The sequence below is a fragment of the Celeribacter sp. genome (assembly GCF_048266405.1).
Taxonomy (GTDB): domain Bacteria; phylum Pseudomonadota; class Alphaproteobacteria; order Rhodobacterales; family Rhodobacteraceae; genus Celeribacter.
This window is the reverse complement of the sequence record NZ_JBLWZO010000004.1, coordinates 30,724-48,675: the sequence shown is the minus strand read 5'-3', so window position 1 is coordinate 48,675 and position 17,952 is coordinate 30,724. Positions and strand designations below refer to the sequence as shown.

Annotated in this window: 20 protein-coding genes; 10 read left to right on the top strand and 10 right to left on the bottom strand. The window is 58.1% G+C overall.

The features are described 5' to 3' along the window. The first annotated feature begins 3 nt into the window (after positions 1-3). Positions 4-984 carry an ABC transporter substrate-binding protein gene (locus ACN0TS_RS09620; protein ID WP_417259140.1) on the top strand — a complete coding sequence of 327 codons (981 nt, stop codon included), beginning with the start codon at positions 4-6 and terminating at the stop codon, positions 982-984. After that, entirely contained in the window at positions 981-2,201 is a 1,221-nt protein-coding gene (locus tag ACN0TS_RS09615) for an NtaA/DmoA family FMN-dependent monooxygenase (RefSeq protein WP_417259139.1), read from the top strand. The genes ACN0TS_RS09620 and ACN0TS_RS09615 overlap by 4 nt, the downstream gene beginning before the upstream one ends. Before the next feature lie 36 nt (positions 2,202-2,237). On the opposite strand, the gene arsB is transcribed toward ACN0TS_RS09615, so the two are convergent. The 3 genes from arsB to ACN0TS_RS09600 are packed head-to-tail and all read right to left on the bottom strand — an operon-like array spanning position 2,238 to position 4,182. Next, positions 2,238-3,305, bottom strand: a complete 1,068-nt coding sequence (arsB, locus tag ACN0TS_RS09610) for an ACR3 family arsenite efflux transporter (RefSeq protein ID WP_417259138.1) — start codon at positions 3,303-3,305, stop codon at positions 2,238-2,240. 25 nt (positions 3,306-3,330) lie between these two features. After that, positions 3,331-3,840 carry an arsenate reductase ArsC gene (locus ACN0TS_RS09605; RefSeq protein ID WP_417259137.1) on the bottom strand — a complete coding sequence of 170 codons (510 nt, stop codon included), beginning with the start codon at positions 3,838-3,840 and terminating at the stop codon, positions 3,331-3,333. A 9-nt stretch (positions 3,841-3,849) separates the two neighbouring features. After that, positions 3,850-4,182, bottom strand: a complete 333-nt coding sequence (locus ACN0TS_RS09600) for an ArsR/SmtB family transcription factor (RefSeq protein WP_417259136.1) — start codon at positions 4,180-4,182, stop codon at positions 3,850-3,852. A gap of 248 nt (positions 4,183-4,430) precedes the next feature. Here ACN0TS_RS09600 and ACN0TS_RS09595 point away from each other — a divergent pair, with 248 nt between their 5' ends. Both ACN0TS_RS09595 and ACN0TS_RS09590 read left to right on the top strand, forming a co-directional pair. Then, the gene (locus ACN0TS_RS09595) at positions 4,431-5,099 is read left to right on the top strand and encodes a MarC family protein (protein WP_417259135.1); all 669 of its coding nucleotides are present in this window, start codon (positions 4,431-4,433) and stop codon (positions 5,097-5,099) included. A gap of 184 nt (positions 5,100-5,283) precedes the next feature. Continuing rightward, on the top strand, positions 5,284-5,565 hold the full coding sequence (locus tag ACN0TS_RS09590) for a hypothetical protein (protein ID WP_417259134.1): 282 nt from the start codon (positions 5,284-5,286) through the stop codon (positions 5,563-5,565). A 129-nt stretch (positions 5,566-5,694) separates the two neighbouring features. Here the strand turns inward: ACN0TS_RS09590 and ACN0TS_RS09585 are convergent, their stop codons facing one another. Next, positions 5,695-5,976: a DUF2218 domain-containing protein gene (locus ACN0TS_RS09585; RefSeq protein ID WP_417259133.1), complete on the bottom strand. Its 282-nt coding sequence runs from the start codon at positions 5,974-5,976 to the stop codon at positions 5,695-5,697. 123 nt (positions 5,977-6,099) lie between these two features. Here ACN0TS_RS09585 and ACN0TS_RS09580 point away from each other — a divergent pair, with 123 nt between their 5' ends. The 4 genes from ACN0TS_RS09580 to ACN0TS_RS09565 are packed head-to-tail and all read left to right on the top strand — an operon-like array spanning position 6,100 to position 9,655. Then, a complete protein-coding gene (locus ACN0TS_RS09580; protein WP_417259132.1) occupies positions 6,100-6,978 on the top strand; it encodes a siderophore ABC transporter substrate-binding protein in 879 nt (292 codons plus the stop codon). Positions 6,979-6,994: 16 nt separating this feature from the next. Beyond that, positions 6,995-7,972 carry an ABC transporter permease gene (locus ACN0TS_RS09575; protein WP_417259131.1) on the top strand — a complete coding sequence of 326 codons (978 nt, stop codon included), beginning with the start codon at positions 6,995-6,997 and terminating at the stop codon, positions 7,970-7,972. Further along, positions 7,962-8,906, top strand: coding sequence for an iron chelate uptake ABC transporter family permease subunit (locus ACN0TS_RS09570; RefSeq protein ID WP_417259130.1), 945 nt, complete (start codon positions 7,962-7,964; stop codon positions 8,904-8,906). The genes ACN0TS_RS09575 and ACN0TS_RS09570 overlap by 11 nt, the downstream gene beginning before the upstream one ends. Further along, a complete protein-coding gene (locus tag ACN0TS_RS09565; RefSeq protein WP_417259129.1) occupies positions 8,903-9,655 on the top strand; it encodes an ABC transporter ATP-binding protein in 753 nt (250 codons plus the stop codon). Before ACN0TS_RS09570 ends, ACN0TS_RS09565 begins: the two co-directional genes overlap by 4 nt. A 9-nt stretch (positions 9,656-9,664) precedes the next feature. Here ACN0TS_RS09565 and ACN0TS_RS09560 read toward each other — a convergent pair whose 3' ends face one another. The 5 genes from ACN0TS_RS09560 to ACN0TS_RS09540 all read right to left on the bottom strand — a co-directional run bounded on the left by ACN0TS_RS09560 (position 9,665) and on the right by ACN0TS_RS09540 (position 14,072). After that, complete coding sequence (locus tag ACN0TS_RS09560) at positions 9,665-10,177, bottom strand: hypothetical protein (RefSeq protein WP_417259128.1); 513 nt, start codon at positions 10,175-10,177, stop codon at positions 9,665-9,667. A gap of 151 nt (positions 10,178-10,328) precedes the next feature. Next, positions 10,329-11,363, bottom strand: coding sequence for a fatty acid desaturase (locus ACN0TS_RS09555; RefSeq protein ID WP_417259127.1), 1,035 nt, complete (start codon positions 11,361-11,363; stop codon positions 10,329-10,331). 146 nt (positions 11,364-11,509) lie between these two features. Next, positions 11,510-12,235, bottom strand: coding sequence for a glycosyltransferase family 2 protein (locus tag ACN0TS_RS09550; protein ID WP_417259126.1), 726 nt, complete (start codon positions 12,233-12,235; stop codon positions 11,510-11,512). Further along, positions 12,235-13,800: an ArnT family glycosyltransferase gene (locus tag ACN0TS_RS09545; RefSeq protein WP_417259125.1), complete on the bottom strand. Its 1,566-nt coding sequence runs from the start codon at positions 13,798-13,800 to the stop codon at positions 12,235-12,237. The genes ACN0TS_RS09550 and ACN0TS_RS09545 overlap by 1 nt, the downstream gene beginning before the upstream one ends. Continuing rightward, positions 13,800-14,072, bottom strand: coding sequence for a lipid-A-disaccharide synthase N-terminal domain-containing protein (locus tag ACN0TS_RS09540; protein WP_417259124.1), 273 nt, complete (start codon positions 14,070-14,072; stop codon positions 13,800-13,802). Before ACN0TS_RS09540 ends, ACN0TS_RS09545 begins: the two co-directional genes overlap by 1 nt. Positions 14,073-14,188: 116 nt before the next feature. On the opposite strand from ACN0TS_RS09540, the gene ACN0TS_RS09535 reads away from it, so the two are divergent. After that, positions 14,189-14,848: a response regulator gene (locus tag ACN0TS_RS09535; protein WP_417259123.1), complete on the top strand. Its 660-nt coding sequence runs from the start codon at positions 14,189-14,191 to the stop codon at positions 14,846-14,848. After that, positions 14,845-16,209, top strand: a complete 1,365-nt coding sequence (locus tag ACN0TS_RS09530) for a sensor histidine kinase (protein WP_417259122.1) — start codon at positions 14,845-14,847, stop codon at positions 16,207-16,209. Before ACN0TS_RS09535 ends, ACN0TS_RS09530 begins: the two co-directional genes overlap by 4 nt. On the opposite strand, the gene dhaL is transcribed toward ACN0TS_RS09530, so the two are convergent. After that, positions 16,206-17,951 (bottom strand): dihydroxyacetone kinase subunit DhaL, encoded by a 1,746-nt coding sequence (gene dhaL / locus ACN0TS_RS09525; protein WP_417259121.1) that lies wholly within the window; start codon positions 17,949-17,951, stop codon positions 16,206-16,208. The two genes, ACN0TS_RS09530 and dhaL, sit on opposite strands and share 4 nt — an antisense overlap. Between the last annotated feature and the right edge of the window lies 1 nt (position 17,952).

Here is a 17,952-nt window from a genome sequence, read left to right as displayed (position 1 = left end):
CTCATGTTCCGCACTCTTATGCTTACCGCCTGCCTGACGCTGCCAATCGCCGCCGAGGCCCAAGACAAAGTGACCATCGCCCTCGATTGGATTTTGAACACAAACCACGTCGGGCTGATCGTTGCTCGTGACAACGGCTACTTTGAACAGGCGGGACTCGAGGTGGACATCCTGCCGTACTCCGACACAAGTTCGACCGCTTTGTTGGCGGCGGGTGTAGCGGATTTCGCCTATATGACCTCCCTTGGATTTATGAGCGCGCGTGGCGCGGGGGCTGACATCACAGCACTTTGGGCGACGATGCAGCATGAAACAGGGCGGTTGGTTTATAATAGCAATAATACAGACATCACCCGCCCTGCGGACCTGTCGGGCAAAACCTATGCGGGGTTTGGCAGCGCATGGGAAGATGCGCTGATCGGCACGATGATCCGCAACGACGGCGGTGATCCGACCTATGATACGGTGACATTGGGCACAGGGGCCTATGAAGCGCTTGCGGCAGGTCAGGTCGATTTCACCCTTGAAGTTGCAACATGGGAAGGTGTGAACAGTGAGCTGTTGGGCCGCGAGCAATCTTCCTTCTCCTACGCTGATTATGGCATTCCCGATCAACCGAACGGCTACATTGGCACGCGCTCCGAGGTGTTGCAGGACAATCCCGACATGGTGGCGTCATTTATGACGGCGACACAGAAGGGATACGAATGGGCCGCAGATCATCCGCAGCAGGCGGCCGAGCTTTTGATCGCAACGGGCGAATTTCCGAACCCTGAACTGGTGCGCGGCTCCATGCAGAGCATCGTTGATGGTGGTTACCTGCGCGATGGCGAGACCCCCGTGGGCAAGATCGACACGGATCGGGTGGCCGAGATGGCCGCGTTCCTGTTCGAGAGCGGCGTGCTGCGTGATGCCAACGGTGCGCCCTTGGCATGGTCGGGGGATGTTTCCGATTGGATCGACCAGAGTTGGATGACTGAATGATCCTGAACGCGGTCCTGTTCGGCCACGGAAGTCACGAAGCTGCGTGGCGCAGTCCAAACATGCGAGCCACGGCTCCGCTTGAGCTGTCGCATTGGGTGGACTGCGCCCGTTTGGCGGAGGAGGCAGGGTTTGATGGGGTGTTTCTCGGTGACATACTGTGTCTTCAAGACAGGCCAGAGCAGCACCCCTCCGAGGCTCTTGATCCGCTTATGGTCTTGGCGGCACTTGCGGGTGTGACGGATCGCTTGCGGTTGATCGGCACCGCGTCGACCAGTTTCAACCATCCTGTTCATCTGGCGCGGCGTCTTCTCACGCTCAACCATTTGAGCGGGGGGCGGGCGGGATGGAACATCGTCACCTCGTCCTACCCGCAAGAGGCGCGGTTGTTCGGTTGGCCTGAGATGCCTCCAACGAGAGAGCGCTACGACCTTGCCGAAGAGGTCGTCAGCGCAGTCCAATCGCTGTGGTCCGCATGGGATGACAGCCATAGGACGGCGGATAAAGCGACGGGGCAATGGCTCGATATGGCCCCAAAAGAGGTGCAGCTTGAGGGCGGTTTCGGGCGGATCGACGGCGCACTCAATCTGTCACCCGCACCCTATGCGCGACCACTCTTGGCGCAGGCAGGGTCGTCGCCAACGGGACTGCGCTTTGCGACGCGTCACGCCGATCAGGTCTTTACGGTCCAGTCCGACATCAACGGCGCAAAAGCGTTCCGCGCTCAAGTGCGTCAAGGGGCCATAGAGGCGGGGCGACATCCCGACGCTGTCCGTGTCTTGCCCGGTCTTGTGCCTTTTGTCGCAGAGACGAAGCAGGCCGCAGAGGCAGACCTGGCCGATCTGACGCGGCTCATCGGTATGGCGCATATCCTTCCCAAGCTCGAACGCTTTACGGGGCTGTCCTTTGCGGATCTCGATCCCGATAGCCCGTTGCCCTATGGCCCGAATGACGTGTCAGAGATCACGTTTAGCAACTCGCGGGCGCATCTGTTGGTTGCCCAAGCCGAGAGGGAAGGGATGACTTTGCGCCAATTCGCCGCCCGTTTTGCTGCGGGGCGCGGGCATTTGTTGGTGGTCGGGACAGGGCGCGATGTGGCCGAGACGATGCAGACGTGGGTTGATGTGGGGGCGGCTGACGGGTTCAACATCATGCCGCCGTTGCTTCCATCGGGAATTCAAACTTTTGGCACACATGTCATGCCACATCTGTCGCGCTGAGGCGCCCCGATAGAGAGGCGCCTCAACCGTTGTGCTTTAGGACGATTTGTCGGCTGACGGGAACCAGTGCTGCGTCTTGTTGGCGAAGGCGACAAGCGAGAGCATCACGGGCACTTCCACGAGGACGCCGACAACCGTTGCCAAGGCGGCTCCCGATCCGAGACCGAACAGGCTGATGGCGACAGCGACGGCCAACTCAAAGAAGTTGGACGTGCCGATCAGCGCACAGGGGGCTGCCATGTTGAAGGGCAAACGCCAGACCCGTGCGGCGAGATAAGCCAGAAAGAAGATACCGTAGGACTGTAGCAACAACGGCACCGCGATCAGCGCAATGACCCGTGGACGCTCAAGGATCACTTCGCCCTGAAAGGCAAAGAGCAGCACAACAGTCACCAGAAGGCCGATGACAGAGAAGGGCTGCACACGGGCTTTGAAGTCATCAACGGCAGCTTCGCCTCCCGCAGCGACCAAGCGTTTGCGCGTCATATAGCCAACCAAAAGGGGCAGGAGGACATAGAGGCCGACCGACAGCAGCAGCGTGTCCCAAGGCACAACGATATCCGTTGCCCCGAGGAGGAACGCCACGATCGGCGCGAAGGCAAAGATCAGGACGACATCATTCACGCTGACCTGCACCAAGGTGTAGGTCGCATCACCGCGAGTGAGGTTCGACCAGACAAAAACCATCGCCGTACAGGGCGCGGCTCCCAACAGGATGACACCCGCCAGATAGGCCTGTGCGTCGTCTGGCGGGATCATCCCCGCGAAAACGTGGTTAAAGAACAGCACCCCGAGGGCCGCCATAGTGAAGGGCTTGATGAGCCAGTTCACCACCAGAGTGATGACGAGGCCCTTTGGATTGTCGCCCACTTGACGCAATGCGCCAAAATCCACGCCGACCATCATCGGGTAGACCATGGCCCAGATCAGCACTGCAACCGGCAGGTTGACAGAGGCAATTTCAAGCGCGGCCAGTGCCGCGAAGGCATTCGGAAAGAGATTGCCAAGGAGCAGCCCTGCACCGATGGCAAGGGCCACCCATACGGAGAGCCAACGTTCAAAGAGGCCAAGGCCCGCAGCGGCGGGAGAGGATGTATCGGTCATAGTGATCTTTCAAATTTGGGGGAGATTAGTCAGCCGTGGCAGGGGTTTGGCCGATATCGTCAAGGTTGCGTTGCAGCGTCATCTGATCGAGAGAGCCGATGGGCAGATTGACGAAGATTGAAATACGGCTGCGCAGCATCCGATATGTGTCCGAAAAGGCAAAACGGCGCGCGGCATCGGTGCCTTCGACCTTCACGGGGTCGGGCACGCCCCAATGTGCGGTCATCGGCTGACCGGGCCAATAGGGGCATTCCTCGGCGGCGGCATTGTCGCAGACGGTGAAGACGAAATCCATCTTCGGGGCATCAGGCCTTGCGAATTCGTCCCAACTTTTGGAGCGCGCAAAGCTCGTATCGTGGTTCAACCCTTCCAGAAGTTCGAGTGTGAACGGGTGGGGGGCTGGTCCGGGATTTGATCCGGCGGAATAGGCTTTGAACTTTCCCATTCCCTCGCGGTTCATGATCGCCTCGGCGATGAGGGAGCGCGCGGAATTTCCGGTGCATAAAAACAGGACGTTGTAGGGGGCGGTGGTCATGGCAGGCTCCTAGCAGGCACAGGCAATTTCATTGATGACGGGTTGGCAAAGTTCGGGTTGGCCGCCGCAGCACTCTTCCATCAGGAAAGCGAGCAGACCGCGCATTCCGTCCATGTCGGCAAAATAGCGGATGCTGCGCCCCTGGCGTTCATTGCGGATCAGGCCCGCGCGGGCGAGGATCGACAGGTTGGTCGACATCGTGTTCTGGCGCACACCGAGGGTGTCGCTGATGTCACCCGCGAGCATGCCGTCGTCTCCTGCTTTGATCAGCAGACGAAAGACATCCAGTCGGGTTGATTGACTAAGGGCGGCGAAGGCGTCGAGGGCATTATTTTTATCCATACATCTGGAATTATAGATATTTCGTGTTGTGATCAACCCCTAATCGCGCTGATCCCAATTTGATCTGTGATTGCGGTCTATTTTGCGGTTTTGATGGCTTGGAGTGAAAATGTTTGCCTGTGGCCCGTTCAAATTTACGAGTGGAGTCATTATGTTGTGACCGTTATGCAAATTTTTACACGCGGTCGCTAATGTGCTCCATACAATAGGCACCGCCATCACCCTATAAGCGAGAAAGCCGCAACGCGATGGACTGGGCGCCCCTGATTAAAGAACTGGTTACTTTGTTCGTCGTGATCGACCCTGTTGGCTCAATCCCCGTTTTTCTCTTTGCGGTGCAGCGTGTGCCGCGTCGCTTGCATCGTCTATTTGCGCTGCGTGCGGTTTCTATCTCGGCACTCGTCTTGCTCGCCTTTCTTGTGGGCGGGCAGTTCTTGTTGGAAACTCTGGGTCTGCGTTTTGGATCGTTCCAGATCGCAGGCGGGATCATTCTGTTTCTGTTCGCGATGACGATGGTCTTTGGGGACTCCAAGCCCGCCCGAGAAATCGAAGAAGCCGGGCGGGATCACCTTGCAGGGGCAGTCTTCCCTCTCGCGATGCCCTCGATCGCTTCGCCAGGGGCGATGTTGGCTATTGTGATCCTGACCGATAACCACACCGAGTCGATTGCCGATCAGGCCATAACGGCGGGTCTGTTGATCCTTGTTCTCCTGCTGACATTGATGTTGTTGCTGGCTGCGAGTGCCGTCAATAAAGTCATTGGCAACACGGGCGCGAGCGTCATTAGTCGGGTGATGGGGATTGTCCTCGCCACCATTGCCGTCGACTCGATTGTGGGCGGGCTGAACACCCTTGGCGTTCTGAACCTTGATCCCATGCCCATTGAAAGCCCGATGACGCCCGTAGAGCAGAACTAGCGCTCTGACGAAGTCGTGCGTTTGGCGGGCATGGTCGCGACGCCTCATGTCCTGAGCTGTTAAAAAAGTTAAAGCACTTTCTGCGAAATGATATATGGCATTATCAAACGCGATGGTCCTGTGGACCGTGTGCCAATACGCGTCGCGCAAACGCACATCACGTGAATGACCTCAGGAGAGCGCAATGACCGATACGTCCGATACCAATGTGAAGGTGCATTATATCTGCCAGACTTATGTCAAAACCAAGAGCGGTCCTGATGGGCAATTCGGGTTAAAAGTCGACAAGCAAATCGAATATTCCACCGCCCATGAGGCGGAATACCGTGCAGAACGTGAAAGTCGTTTAGACGGCTGTGCGGGCGCGGATGCCTATATGGTGAGCGAAGATTCGGGCTCGGGTGAGGTGGGGGAGCCGACCTTTATCGCACGATTTGGAGCCGTTCCCGATACTGACGGATACTAGGCCGCAGACGCTGTAAGTTCCCATGCAGGCGCATCTCAAAAGAACGCTGATTTGGGAGAGGTCGCATAAGGCCCGCAAATGTGTTGCGCGCCGTTTTCTAACGCACTGTCCCGTGATGCGACGTGGCCCTTAGGACCACGTCATGGCTTCGAAATTCTCGCGGAATGCGAATTTGGCCAGATGCTTGTCGATGACATTGTGGAACATCTCGACCTGTTCGGCCTTCTCAAGATCGCATTCCACCGTGAGCCCCGCATCCGTCGCATTCAGCACCGCCGTGCCAAAGGGAAAGGTGCATGTCCCGTCCGTTTCGGTGAATTCAACGTCAATTTTATGGGCAAAATGTTTGCACAACTGTTGCAGGTATTTGGAGCCGTTCGCGGTGGGGTAGGTGCCTTTGGCTTTGATCATATGCATATCCTATTTTTTTAGTCGGTTATCTCTGGACTCGCCTGAAATCTTCACATAGTCAAGCCCGAGTTAAATTGTAAGGCTTTCAAATCAGATCGCTGACAGCAAAACTTGGAGACGCATATGCTCAAACATCTCACCTGCGCGCTCGCCCTCATGGCGGCCCCCGTGTTCGCGGATACTGTGACCGTGGAAACCTATACAGGCCCCGCAGAGGTGCCTGCCAATCCCGAGACTATTGCGGTTTTTGATATTGCGGCCCTCGACACACTCGATGCGCTCGGCGTCAAACCTGCTGGCACAATCGGCAACGCGTATGTCGATTATCTGAGCACTGAGGGCACCGAAACTGTTGGGTCGTTGTTCGAACCCGATTACGAGGCCCTCGCCGCATTGAGCCCCGATCTCATCATCGCAGGTGGTCGTTCTGCCAAGGTGGTGCCTGAGCTTGCGAAAGTGGCGCCCACTATAGATATGACGATTTGGGAAGACACCTTGGGGCAAAGTCTTGATCGTCTTGACGCCTATGGAAAGATTTTTGACAAACAGGATGAGGCTGCTGCCCTCAAAGAGAAAGTGGACAGCAAACTTGCCGCAGCCAAGGAGGCCGCAAGCACCGCAGGGTCGGCGCTGATCGTGATGACCAACGGGCCAAAGGTGTCGGCCTATGGCTCTGGCGGGCGATTCGGATGGCTGCACTCTGCTGTTGGCCTGCCCGAAGCTGTGGAGGCTGTTGAGCAAACCACCCACGGCGAGGCTGTCAGTTTCGAGTTTATCCGAGACGCCAATCCTGATGTGTTGATCGTCATCGACCGTCTGGCCGCCACGGGGCAGGAGGGGGCGTCTGCCCAATCCACACTCGACAACGCATTGGTGCAGGACACAAACGCATGGAAGAACGACAAGGTTCTATACCTTGATGCAGCGCGTCTTTACATCGCGGGGGGTGGCATTCAGGCCCTCATGTATACGCTCGACGAGTTGACCGCTGGCCTTAAGTAAGGGGCCATAGCGCAAGATGACGACAGTCACACGCATAAAACCGAGTGCTGCATGGCTTTGGGCGGGTGCCCTTATCGGCCTTGCGGTGCTCTCCCTTTTCGTTGGTGTTACGTCGATCTCGTTGCGCGATGTCTTTACCGATGCTGAGGCTACAAAACTCTTTTTCGTCAGTCGCTTGCCGCGCACTCTTGCGGTATTGATTACGGGGGCTGCCCTCGCGGTCAGCGGTACAGTGATGCAGATGCTTGTGCGCAACCGTTTCGTCGAACCAATGACCGCAGGCACAGGTCAGGGCGCTGCCCTCGGCATTCTTTTGTCGGTCACGGTGTTTCCCGCAGCGCCTTTGATGGCCAAGATGGTCATTGCCTCTGTGACGGCTTTGGCCGCGTCGGTTGTCTTTTTGATGATCGTGCGCCGCTTGCCACCGCAACAACCGCTGCTCGTGCCGCTTGTCGGGATGGTTTATGGCGGCATCCTTGGCGCGATGGTTGTCTTTTTCGCCTATCAAACCGATCTGCTGCAATATGTCAGTGTCTGGATGAATGGCGAGTTTTCGGGTGTTCTCAAAGGCCGCTACGAACTTTTGTGGCTCGCCGCGATCACTGCCATTTTTTGCTACATCGTAGCCGATCATTTCTCGATCATAGGGATGGGGCACGAAATCTCTATCAATCTGGGACTGAACTACAAGCAGGTGATGTTGATGGGCTTGATCGCCATTTCCATCGTCTCCGCGCTAACTGTTGTTACCGTCGGGATGATCCCCTTTGTCGGGTTGGTTGTGCCCAATATCATCTCGCGGCGCATGGGGGACAACCTGCGTGCCACCTTGCCAGCAACCGCGATGATGGGTGCGGGGATGGTTTTGGCCAGTGATATCCTCGGTCGTTTGCTGCGCTATCCGTTCGAGATTCCCGTGGGGAGTGTTTTCGGTGTGATCGGTGCGGTGATTTTCTTGTGGCTTTTGTATGCGCCGGCCCGCCATGCACGCTAAACGTCTTGCCATACTTGCCCTCGTTCTGGCGCTGAGTTGTCTGGCCTATATGACCGTCAATGCACGTGGGAACTGGGGCTTTGTTCTGCCGTTTCGCGGCCTCAAACTGGTGGCGCTGATCTCCGTTGGTGTGGCGGTCTCCACCTCAACGGTTGTGTTCCAGACCGTGACCCGCAACCGCATCCTGACGCCGTCGATCATGGGGTTCGATAACCTGTTTGTCTTGCTCCTGACGGCTGCCGTTTTTCTCTTCGGCGGGCAGGCTTTGGTGCGTCTGCCAGCATGGATGCCATTCCTGACGAGCCTGACTTTGCTCATCGGTGCCTCGCTTGCGCTCTTTGGCACGCTTTTGGCCAGCCCGCGTCAAGACCTGATGCGGCTCGTGCTAACGGGGATCATCTTCTCCACGCTGTTTCGTTCTCTGACATCCTTCATGCAGCGGATGATCGACCCGAATGAATTTGCTGTGGTTCAAGTGTCGTCCTACGCCCGTTTCACCCAAGTCGATATGGACCTTCTGTGGATTTCCGTGGCGCTGATCATCGTTACCCATCTGGTGATCTGGCGCATGCGGCATCGGTTGGATGTGTTGGGGTTGGGGCATGAGCCCTCTATCAACCTCGGCATTTCTCCGAAACAGACCCAGTTTATCGCGCTTACCTGTGTGGCGGTTTTGGTCTCGGTGGCCACGGCATTGGTGGGGCCGATTGCCTTTCTCGGGCTGCTCGTCGCCTCCATCGCCTATCTGGTCACACCGAGCGTCTACCACGCTGTCTTATTGCCAAGTGCTGCTCTCATCTCCGCCTCCACATTGGTTGCGGGCCAGACCGTCATGGAGCGCGTGTTTCATCTGGAAACGCCGCTGACCACCGTGGTGGATATGATCGGCGGGGCCTTGTTTCTCTTTCTTCTGCTCAAAAGAGGTCGCTCATGATCCGCATCGAAAACCTGTCGCACAAAATTGGCGAGAACCAAATCCTCGATGATATTTCTCTGGAGCTTCCCAAGGGCGGGATCACCGCATTGGTCGGGCCGAACGGGGCAGGGAAGTCGTCGCTTCTGGCGCGGGTGGCGCGGTTGGAGCCGATCCAGTCGGGCCGTATCTTTGTGGACGAGTTGGAAATCGGGCACTGTGCAAATGATGTGTTGGCCCGCCGTCTTTCGATCCTGCCGCAATCCGGGTCCATTGCGCCGCGGCTCACTGTGAAAGAGCTGATCGGCTTCGGGCGCTATCCTTATCACAAAGGTCGTCCCACTGAAGCAGATCGTGCGATGGTCGAGGCCGCAATTGCGGCGTTTGACCTTGGCCCGCTTGCCGCGCGGCCACTCGACACGCTATCGGGAGGACAGAAGCAACGCGCACTTGTGGCGATGACCTATGCCCAAGATACCGACTACATTCTACTTGATGAGCCGCTCAACAACCTCGATATCGCTGCGTCCCGCCAGTTGATGCTCTTGCTGCGCGATCTTGCGGGCAATCACGGAAAAACCATCGTTATTGTGCTTCACGATCTCAACGTTGCCTGTTCCTATGCCGACCATCTCGTCGCGATGGACGGTGGACGGGTTGCGACTACGGGCACTCCACGCGACATCGTTAACCTTGATTTGGTGCAGTCGGTTTTCCTCACCGATGCTGCCGTCCATCATATTGATGGCCGCCCTGTCGTCGTGGTGTGAGGGGCAGGCTTACGCCTTTTCGAGGAAGCGGTAAGCGTCCAGAATAGTGGTGGTGAGCCCGTCAAAAAATCCCGGCGCGCTTATGTCGATAAGACGTGCGGTCTCCTGTGCCTCTTCAGAGGCAAGGGCATCGGCGGTTTTTACGGAGAACAGAGTGGGCGGGCTGGCGAGCAATTCGCGATAACTTGCGCCTTTCCCATGCTTTAGAACGTTGATGGCGAGATAGTATTGGTGGAACCGGTCTGCGAGGTCCGTTTTGTCCGCGGCCAAAAGCTGGGCTTTCAATTTGCGCGAGAACGGCCCGCGTTTGAAATGGTGCTGCATACGGGCTTCGAACAGGGTGAAGATATCCACCGCAGCGGCTTCAAGCGCACTGATCGCATCGGACAATTCGGCCATTTGGGTTTGGGTGCCTTTTTGACTGCTCGTTTGCGCCAAAAGCTGCGCCACACGATCTTCGATTGGCTTTGCTTTGGCCTGCGTGGCCGCAACCAATTCAACGACGCTCTGTGATGCTTCCATCGTGTTTCTCCTAAATATCCCATATTCCATACGCTATGTGGCGCGGAATGATAGGGCTATGATCTGTATTCTGAGGATGTGGGGGCCGCGAGCGAAGGAAAAACGACCCCATCAGAGATGGGGCCGGTTTGTTTTTCACAAGCTGTCAGGTTTAGCTATAGAGCGCCTTGGCTTGGGTAAAGGACAGTAGCCGTTTGCTCTTGCTATCCCACAGGTGCAGTCGTGCGCTGTGCAGGCTTTCACGGATGGTCATGCGATTGATCTGCGCCAAATCCGCGTGATCGCGTAGCACTTCTGGCAATCTGTAGAACGGGATGCGGGCATAGAGGTGATGCACGTGGTGGATGCCGATATTGGCGCTCAGCCATTGCAGCACGGGGGGCAGGACGTAGTAGGAACTGCCCTCAAGGGCGGCTTCGTGCATCTGCCAGTCTTCCTCAACGGACCAATGCGTAGTCTCGAATTGGTGTTGCACATAGAACAACCAAACGCCTGCGGTTGCCGCCAAAAGGGTGGAGGGAAGGAAGATCAAAAAGACCGCAGAGGCGCCGCCGAAATGCCAGATCAACACGAGGCTGATCAGGATCGCCGCATTGGTGCTCATGGCGCTGACCCAGTATTTCGCACGCGCCATCAGGCCCAAGGGCAGGCGGTTTTGCAGCAAAAACAGATAGCCAGGTCCAAGACCGAACAAGACGACGGGATGGCGGTACAGGCGGTACATCAACCGTTTGCGCGGTGACAGGTCGCGATATTCGGCAACAGTGAGCGTATGCACATCACCAATGCCACGCCGTGCCAGATTGCCCGCAGAACTGTGGTGCATGGAGTGTGAGCTGCGCCAGACGTCGTAGGGCGTCAGGGTCAGCACGCCAAGGACACGCCCGAGCCAATCGCTCGCCGTGCGGCTTTTGAGGAACGATCCGTGTCCGCAATCGTGTTGGATGGCGAACAGACGCAACAGGAAAGCGGCATTGATAACGGAAATTCCGAAGGTGAGCCAATAGCTTATGGCGAGGGCTTTCCACGCCAAAATCCACAAAAGGACAAACGGTCCGAGAGTGACGGCAAGTTCAAAAACGCTACGAAGCGTGTTTGGATCTCGATAACCGGCAAGGACGCGTACCCATTCTTTAGCAGCAGGAAGGACGGAAAGCTTTTCGGAGGGCTGGGAATTTTCGGACATGCGTCTACTTTTTATGAGTGTATCAGGACACCATACCCCATACCTCGGCCATATCATATGGCGCATTTCGCCTGTTTGAGAAAAACTACGTCATTGGCGGGTTATGTCGCAGGGGCAGCATGGGCTGCCTGATGTGGTGTGGCGCTTTAACCGTGGCGGGGCGGGCCTTTGCGACGAATGAGCCATGCCGCGCCGAGCAGGTCAGGAATGCCAACAAGACCGCGACGCAGGTTGTTGTATTTCGACTGCCCACCGTGGCGCTCTTTGTGTGTGACGGCCACGGTTTGCACATCCCATCCTTCGCGTAACATCATTGCGGGCATAAAGCGGTGGATGTGGTCGAACCACGGCAGGTCGTCATAGGCCGTGCGGCGAAATGCCTTGAGGCCACAGCCGCTGTCTCGCACGTTGTCATGCAGCAGGGCACCGCGCAGCCAATTGGCAAAGCGAGAGGCATAGCGCTTGGCGCGGGTATCCTGACGTTTCATCCGCTCTCCTTGAACGAGGCCAAGGGCGGCGGTGGTCGGGGCGTTGCTCTCAAATGGCGCAATGAGCGGGGGAATTTGATCAGGCGGGTTTTGTCCGTCGCCATCCAAGGTGACGATCAACGCCCCTCGCGCTGCGCGGACGCCACGGCGGATGGAGGCGGATTGTCCGACAGAGGTGTCATTGCGCAGGCTGTGCAGCCACGGCAAACGGGTGCATAACTCATCGAGTTTGGCATGCATTCCATCGGTGGAGCCGTCGTCGACCACGATCACTTCAAATGCCCTTTTCCCAAGGGCGTCTTTGATGCCGTAGACCAAGGGGCCAATGGCCACGATTTCGTCTTTGGCGGGGATCACAACGCTTATATCGGGAGGATTTTGCATCAGTTCTGGTCCTTTTGGGAAAGGGTCGCCACGGGCCAAAAGCCGTAGGGACGATCACGAAAGATCACGGTGTCAGCGGGTGTTTGGCGCAGCGGGGTTTGGTCCAGCCGTCCAACGATGACACCGTTTGGATGTGCTGTTTGCCACGCGAATAGGGCGTCGGCGGTTTTCGGTGTGGCTATGGGGCGGGTGGCGCGTGCGGCAAAGTTGAACTCGGCGTGATAGGTGGGGGTGAACACGGCGATGCCTTCCCCCTCGAAGGGCGCGATGTATTGCCCGATGGTGCGGGCGTCGTAGGCGTCATAGAGGTCGGTGAACCGCACCGTCAGGCCCATGCAAAGCAACAGGCCAAGCGACAGGATCGCCCCTGCGCGCAGCATGGAGTAATTCAAGGCCAAACCGCAGAAGGCCAAGAGCGTGAACCCGACCGCCAGAAGAGTGATCCGCGGTGTCAGCAGGGCGGTGGCCTGTGTGGCGTCCAATACGCCCAAACCCGCAAGGCAGACCGTAACGGCAAGAGCCCCGACGATGCTGATAGGAATCCAAAGGCGGGTCTCACCAAACGAAGGACGCAGGCGTGCCACGATCAATGCTACGGCGGGCAATTCCGGTATGAGGTAATGCAGTTGTTTGCCGCTGATAAAGCTGAACAGGACAAACGCGGAGAGGCTCCAGACAAGAGCAAGGCGCAAGCCCGTCTCGTTCCATTTTGCCTGCGCGGCTGCCCTCCATAGGTGCGGAACAAATATCCACGGGAACAGCATCACGGGCAATAAGGCCGCATACCAATAGGCAGGACGTGCATGGGCAAAGGACTGCGTGATCCGTCCCGCGCTTTGTTTCCATAGCACGGCATCGCGGTATTCAGTGCCGCCTGCGAGGATGGCGGGGACCAACCATAGAGCCACAACCGCAAGGCCGGTTCCAATGGCCAAAACCAGTCCTGCACCCAGACGAGGCAGACGCACAGGGGCTAAAGAGCGGGCCCAAAAGGGTGCGAGGAGGACGGCAGGCAACAGGTGGACGAAGATCACGGGGCCTTTGGCGACGGCACCAAGGGCAAGGGCCGCACCCAAGCCCGCCCAATAACGCCATAGTCCCGTTTTGATAGCCGCGACGAGGGAGATCATCCCAAGGAGCGTCGCTGTCGCCAGAGCCGTGTCGAACATGGTCGCGCCACCGTAAATGGCAAAGGAAAACGTACCGGCCAAGGCCCAGACCGCGCGGCCCGCGATACCTGTGTCCTCTGGCCAAAGCTGTCTGGCTAAACGCCCCGTGAGCCAAAGCGCGGCGACTGTAAACGCAGGCGCGGCAAGGCGGGCGAAATATTCGGATACGCCGAACACGGCCCAAAGCAGGTTGATCAACCAGAACAGCAGCGGCGGTTTGTGAGTGTAGAGATCAAAGTTCTTGGTCGGGACAAGGTAATCGCCTGTTACAGCCATATCCCATGCCACGCTGACATAGCGTGTCTCGTCAATTGGCAAAAGCGGGCGCAGCGTGATCCCGATCAAGGTCACGACCACGAAGAGGGCGAGCGCGGTAAAGGTGCGAGGGTGTCCCATTACTGTGCATTCCGTTTGGCGGTCTTGGCCAGTAGCATCAGGTTGCGCACATAGATGAAAAGGCCCATGCCCTGACCCAGAATGAACACAGGGTCTTTGCGCCAAAGGGCGTAGGCCAGAAGCGTTGAGCCTCCCGCTAGGCTGAACCACCAAAACGCATGGGGTACCACGCTCTCGCGTTTGCGCTCGCTCGCGATCCATTGCACCAGAAAGCGCGACGTAAAGAGCAGTTGCCCCAAAAATCCGATGGTGATCCAAAAGCTGTCTGGCATAAGCGCTCCATTCCAATAACGACATGTTTTGAGGTGCTATGGAGATCGCGCCTTACGAGAACCTGACGGCTGCCTTATAAGGGGGAGGACATGAACAGCGGCGAGGCGGCTGAGCGATGCGATTATTGGTGATAGAGGACGAGGTGGGCTTGGGAGAGACAATCTGTGCCTACTTGCGCAATTCGAGCCATGCGGCCGATCACGTTACCGATCTGGCCTCGGCGCGGGCCAGTATGGCGGGCACGCAGTACGACTTGCTATTGCTCGATCTCGGGTTGCCTGACGGGGATGGCATTGCATTCCTGCGCGAACTGAGGCGCGGAGGTTTTACGCCGCCCGTGTTGATTGCAACCGCCCGTGATCGTATATCGGAGCGAATTGAGGGCCTCAAAGCGGGTGCGGACGATTATCTCGTTAAGCCATTTGATCTCTACGAAATGGTGGCGCGCATCGAGGCCAATCTTAACCGCCTCACGATTGCCGCCACGCCCGTGCGGGCTTTTGGCGCTGTGGTCGTTGATCCTGCCACGAAATCTGTCACCGTTGATGGGCGTGCGGTTGATCTGACGCGCCGCGAATGGGGCTTGATCGACCGTCTGTCGTCGCGCCCCGAAATGACCTTTTCCAAATCCGATCTGGAGGACACGCTTTACGGCTACGGCTACGAGGTCGAAAGCAACGCCATTGAAGCCCACGTCAGCCGTGTGCGGGCGAAACTCGGCAAGTCGGCGGTCGTGACTGTGCGCGGCATTGGCTACAAAATGGGGCGCGCATGAGAGCTTCACAAAGCCTGTCGCGCCGTGTGGCGCTCTTCACAAGCCTCGGATTTGCCGTGGTTGTGGTGCTGTCTGTTTTGGTGATGGCCGCCGTGTTGCGCGTCGAGTCGGATGAGCAACGTGATGATGCCCTGCGTGAGATGTCCCCCTTTGTCATGGCCTTGTTAACACGGGCGGCGTCTCTCGACGGGCAGACGGAAATGGATGCGGTGTCTCCTGCGTTGAGCGATCTTGACGGGCATGAGACGATATTGGTCTTTGCCCTTGTGGACCAAAACGGCGTGGTGCGGGCCTCATCACAGGATCATGTTGCGTTTCCCTACCCGAAATCGGTTGGCACCAATCGCTTTTATGAGGATGAGACCTACCGTTATTTCATCAGTCCTCCCAATGAGAATGGTGCGGTTGTTATCCTTGGTGACGCTTTGGGTGAGCGGGCGGAATCCGTGTTTGAAAGCCTGCTCGGCTTTGTAGGGCCAATGGTGCCGCTTGTGGCGATTTCCTTCCTTTTGGTGCGATGGGTGACGCGCTCGGCCCTGCGCCCGCTAAATCATTTGCGCGATGAAATTGCGGCACGGGATCGCGGATTGTTGTCGCCCGTGGATAGCGCAGGGCTTCCAAGTGAATTGCACACGGTTGTGGCTACTTTGAACGGGTTCATGTCGCGCTTGTCCAAAGCTCTGGATGCAGAGCGGCACTTTGCCACCAACGCGGCTCATGAGTTGCGCACGCCACTGGCTGTGGCTTTGGCAAAGGTCCAGCATCTCAAGTCGCGCCAAGCGGGCAGAGATGTGACGGAGATCGAAGCGGTGGAGCAGGCCCTCAAACGCATGAGCCGTCTGGTCGAGAGATTGCTGCAACTGGGCCGCGCCGAGGCGGGGGCCGGGACACTGGATAAGGCAATTGATCTGCGCGAGGTTTTGGAATTGGTGGTGGATGAGCGGGCGGGGGCCAATCCCGAGATTGCCGCGCGGTTGGATGTCCACCTGTCCGATGCGCCCGTGATGTCAAAGGTCAGTGCCGATGATTTTGCCATTGTGGCCTCGAACCTGATCGACAACGCGCTGCGCTACGCGGCGCCGAATAGCCCCGTATCGGTCGTGCTTGAAGCAGGCGCATTGACGGTGTCGAACGCGGGAGAGGTGATTGCCGCTGACGAGCTTTCTACCTTGACCACGCGGTTCAAACGCCATGACGCACGGGGCGGTGGTTTGGGCCTTGGTCTGTATATCTCCGATACGCTTGCCCGCAATCTCGGGGGCGATTTGACGCTTCAGTCTCCCGCAATCGGGGCCCGCGATGGGGTGAGCGCGGTGTTTACCTTTCCCCGCGACGAGCCGCGAGAAAATGTGAACGACTAAAGCCCCGCTGCGGCGTCGCGAAGCGCTACAAAGATGATATGCGCCGAGGCGGCTCCTGGGTCGATATGGCCGACGGAGCGTTCCCCGAGTTTCTTCGAACGCCCGCGTTTGCTTGTCATTTGCGCAGTTGCGTCACGCCCGATCTCGGCTCCTTCGGCTGCGGCTGCAAGACAGGCATGGATGTCGCCACCCTTGGCGAGTGCTTCTTTGGCGGCGGTCAGAGCGGGAACATAGGCATCAACCATCGTTTTGTCGCCGACAGCCGCGCCTCCGCGCGTCATGATGCCCTCTCGCAAACCGTCGAGCCACGCGACCATCGCGCCCGCATCGAGATTGAGACGGTCGCGCACCGCGGCTCCCGCTGCCTGAAACGCCGAGGCGTAGAGCGGTCCCGATGAGGCACCCACCGCGTCGAGAAAGGCCTTGCCCATGCGGTCGGACATCTCGGTGATCGTCTCGTCAGCTCCGTCCGCCAATTCCGTGCGTACCGCTGCAAATCCAATGTCCATTGTGATGCCGTGATCGCCGTCGCCAATGACGCCGTCTAACTCCGATAGCCAGTCGCGGTTGGCAAGGATTGCATCGGCGGTGGCAAGGATCATCGCGCGGAAGTCTGCGGGTGAGATGGCTCCCTCAGTGATGAGCGCATTGCGATCTTGGGCCGTTTTTGCGGCCTGATCTTTGTGGTTGCGCGTTGTGTGTTGGCCCTTGGGGGGCAATGCGCCCGCAACGGTCAGCGCGGGGGTGCGGCACGGCGCATCCAATAGCGCCTTGAGGTCATCGTCGAGCTTCATCAGTGTCACGGAAGCGCCCGCCATTTCCAATGACGTGCAATATTCCCCCACCCATGAATGGTGGATTTTGACGCCGCGCTCGGCCAGAATGTGTGCGACACGGCGGTGCAGAATATAAAGCTCCAATTGGCCCGTAGCGCCAAGCCCGTTGACCAACACAGCCACCTCGTCGCCCGCGCCAAGCTCAATATCGCCAAGGATCATCCCCATCAGCTCGTCGGTCACGGCATCTGCGGTCTCAAGTGTCCCGCGCCGCATGCCCGGCTCGCCGTGTATTCCCATGCCGATTTCCATCTCGTCAGCACCGATCTCGAAATTTAATTTGCCTGTTTGCGGCATGGAGCAGGCGGTGAGCGCCACACCCATCGAGCGGCAATTGTCATTGGCATGACGGGCCGCGGCGACACAGGCGTCGAGGTCGCGCCCCTGTTCGGCTGCGGCTCCGGCGATTTTGAAGACAAAGAAATCCCCCGCGATGCCGCGCCGTTCCTCTTCGCGTCCCTTGGGGGCGGAGGCCACATCATCGGTCACTTGGAACGAGCGGGCAGGGATGCCCAAATCTTCGCAGGCCTGTGCGGCCATGTCGAAATTCATCACGTCGCCTGTGTAATTGCCGTAGAGAAACAGCACGCCTGCGCCGCCATCTACTGCGCGTGCCGCGTCGAGGATTTGCTCGGGGGCGGGGGAGGCAAACACATTTCCCACAGCCGCAGCATCGGCCAATCCGCGTCCGACATAGCCTGCAAAGGCAGGTTCGTGACCTGATCCGCCGCCGATAATCACGCCGACTTTGCCGTCACGCGGCCCGTCTTTGGCGACCACCGCGCGGCCCGTGTCGCCCTTGATCATGAGCATGTCGGGGTGGGCGGCGATCATGCCCTCCAGAGCTTGCGAAATTAAATCTTCGGGGGCGTTGATCAGCTTTTTGGTACGGATGTCGTCAGTCATT

Coding starts and splice junctions, on each gene's coding strand:
- ACN0TS_RS09620 (WP_417259140.1), top strand. CDS start 4: ATGTTCCGCACTCTTATGCTTACCGCCTGCCTGACGCTGCCAATCGCC.
- ACN0TS_RS09615 (WP_417259139.1), top strand. CDS start 981: ATGATCCTGAACGCGGTCCTGTTCGGCCACGGAAGTCACGAAGCTGCG.
- arsB (WP_417259138.1), bottom strand. CDS start 3,305: ATGACCGATACATCCTCTCCCGCCGCTGCGGGCCTTGGCCTCTTTGAA.
- ACN0TS_RS09605 (WP_417259137.1), bottom strand. CDS start 3,840: ATGACCACCGCCCCCTACAACGTCCTGTTTTTATGCACCGGAAATTCC.
- ACN0TS_RS09600 (WP_417259136.1), bottom strand. CDS start 4,182: ATGGATAAAAATAATGCCCTCGACGCCTTCGCCGCCCTTAGTCAATCA.
- ACN0TS_RS09595 (WP_417259135.1), top strand. CDS start 4,431: ATGGACTGGGCGCCCCTGATTAAAGAACTGGTTACTTTGTTCGTCGTG.
- ACN0TS_RS09590 (WP_417259134.1), top strand. CDS start 5,284: ATGACCGATACGTCCGATACCAATGTGAAGGTGCATTATATCTGCCAG.
- ACN0TS_RS09585 (WP_417259133.1), bottom strand. CDS start 5,976: ATGATCAAAGCCAAAGGCACCTACCCCACCGCGAACGGCTCCAAATAC.
- ACN0TS_RS09580 (WP_417259132.1), top strand. CDS start 6,100: ATGCTCAAACATCTCACCTGCGCGCTCGCCCTCATGGCGGCCCCCGTG.
- ACN0TS_RS09575 (WP_417259131.1), top strand. CDS start 6,995: ATGACGACAGTCACACGCATAAAACCGAGTGCTGCATGGCTTTGGGCG.
- ACN0TS_RS09570 (WP_417259130.1), top strand. CDS start 7,962: ATGCACGCTAAACGTCTTGCCATACTTGCCCTCGTTCTGGCGCTGAGT.
- ACN0TS_RS09565 (WP_417259129.1), top strand. CDS start 8,903: ATGATCCGCATCGAAAACCTGTCGCACAAAATTGGCGAGAACCAAATC.
- ACN0TS_RS09560 (WP_417259128.1), bottom strand. CDS start 10,177: ATGGAAGCATCACAGAGCGTCGTTGAATTGGTTGCGGCCACGCAGGCC.
- ACN0TS_RS09555 (WP_417259127.1), bottom strand. CDS start 11,363: ATGTCCGAAAATTCCCAGCCCTCCGAAAAGCTTTCCGTCCTTCCTGCT.
- ACN0TS_RS09550 (WP_417259126.1), bottom strand. CDS start 12,235: ATGCAAAATCCTCCCGATATAAGCGTTGTGATCCCCGCCAAAGACGAA.
- ACN0TS_RS09545 (WP_417259125.1), bottom strand. CDS start 13,800: ATGGGACACCCTCGCACCTTTACCGCGCTCGCCCTCTTCGTGGTCGTG.
- ACN0TS_RS09540 (WP_417259124.1), bottom strand. CDS start 14,072: ATGCCAGACAGCTTTTGGATCACCATCGGATTTTTGGGGCAACTGCTC.
- ACN0TS_RS09535 (WP_417259123.1), top strand. CDS start 14,189: ATGCGATTATTGGTGATAGAGGACGAGGTGGGCTTGGGAGAGACAATC.
- ACN0TS_RS09530 (WP_417259122.1), top strand. CDS start 14,845: ATGAGAGCTTCACAAAGCCTGTCGCGCCGTGTGGCGCTCTTCACAAGC.
- dhaL (WP_417259121.1), bottom strand. CDS start 17,951: ATGACTGACGACATCCGTACCAAAAAGCTGATCAACGCCCCCGAAGAT.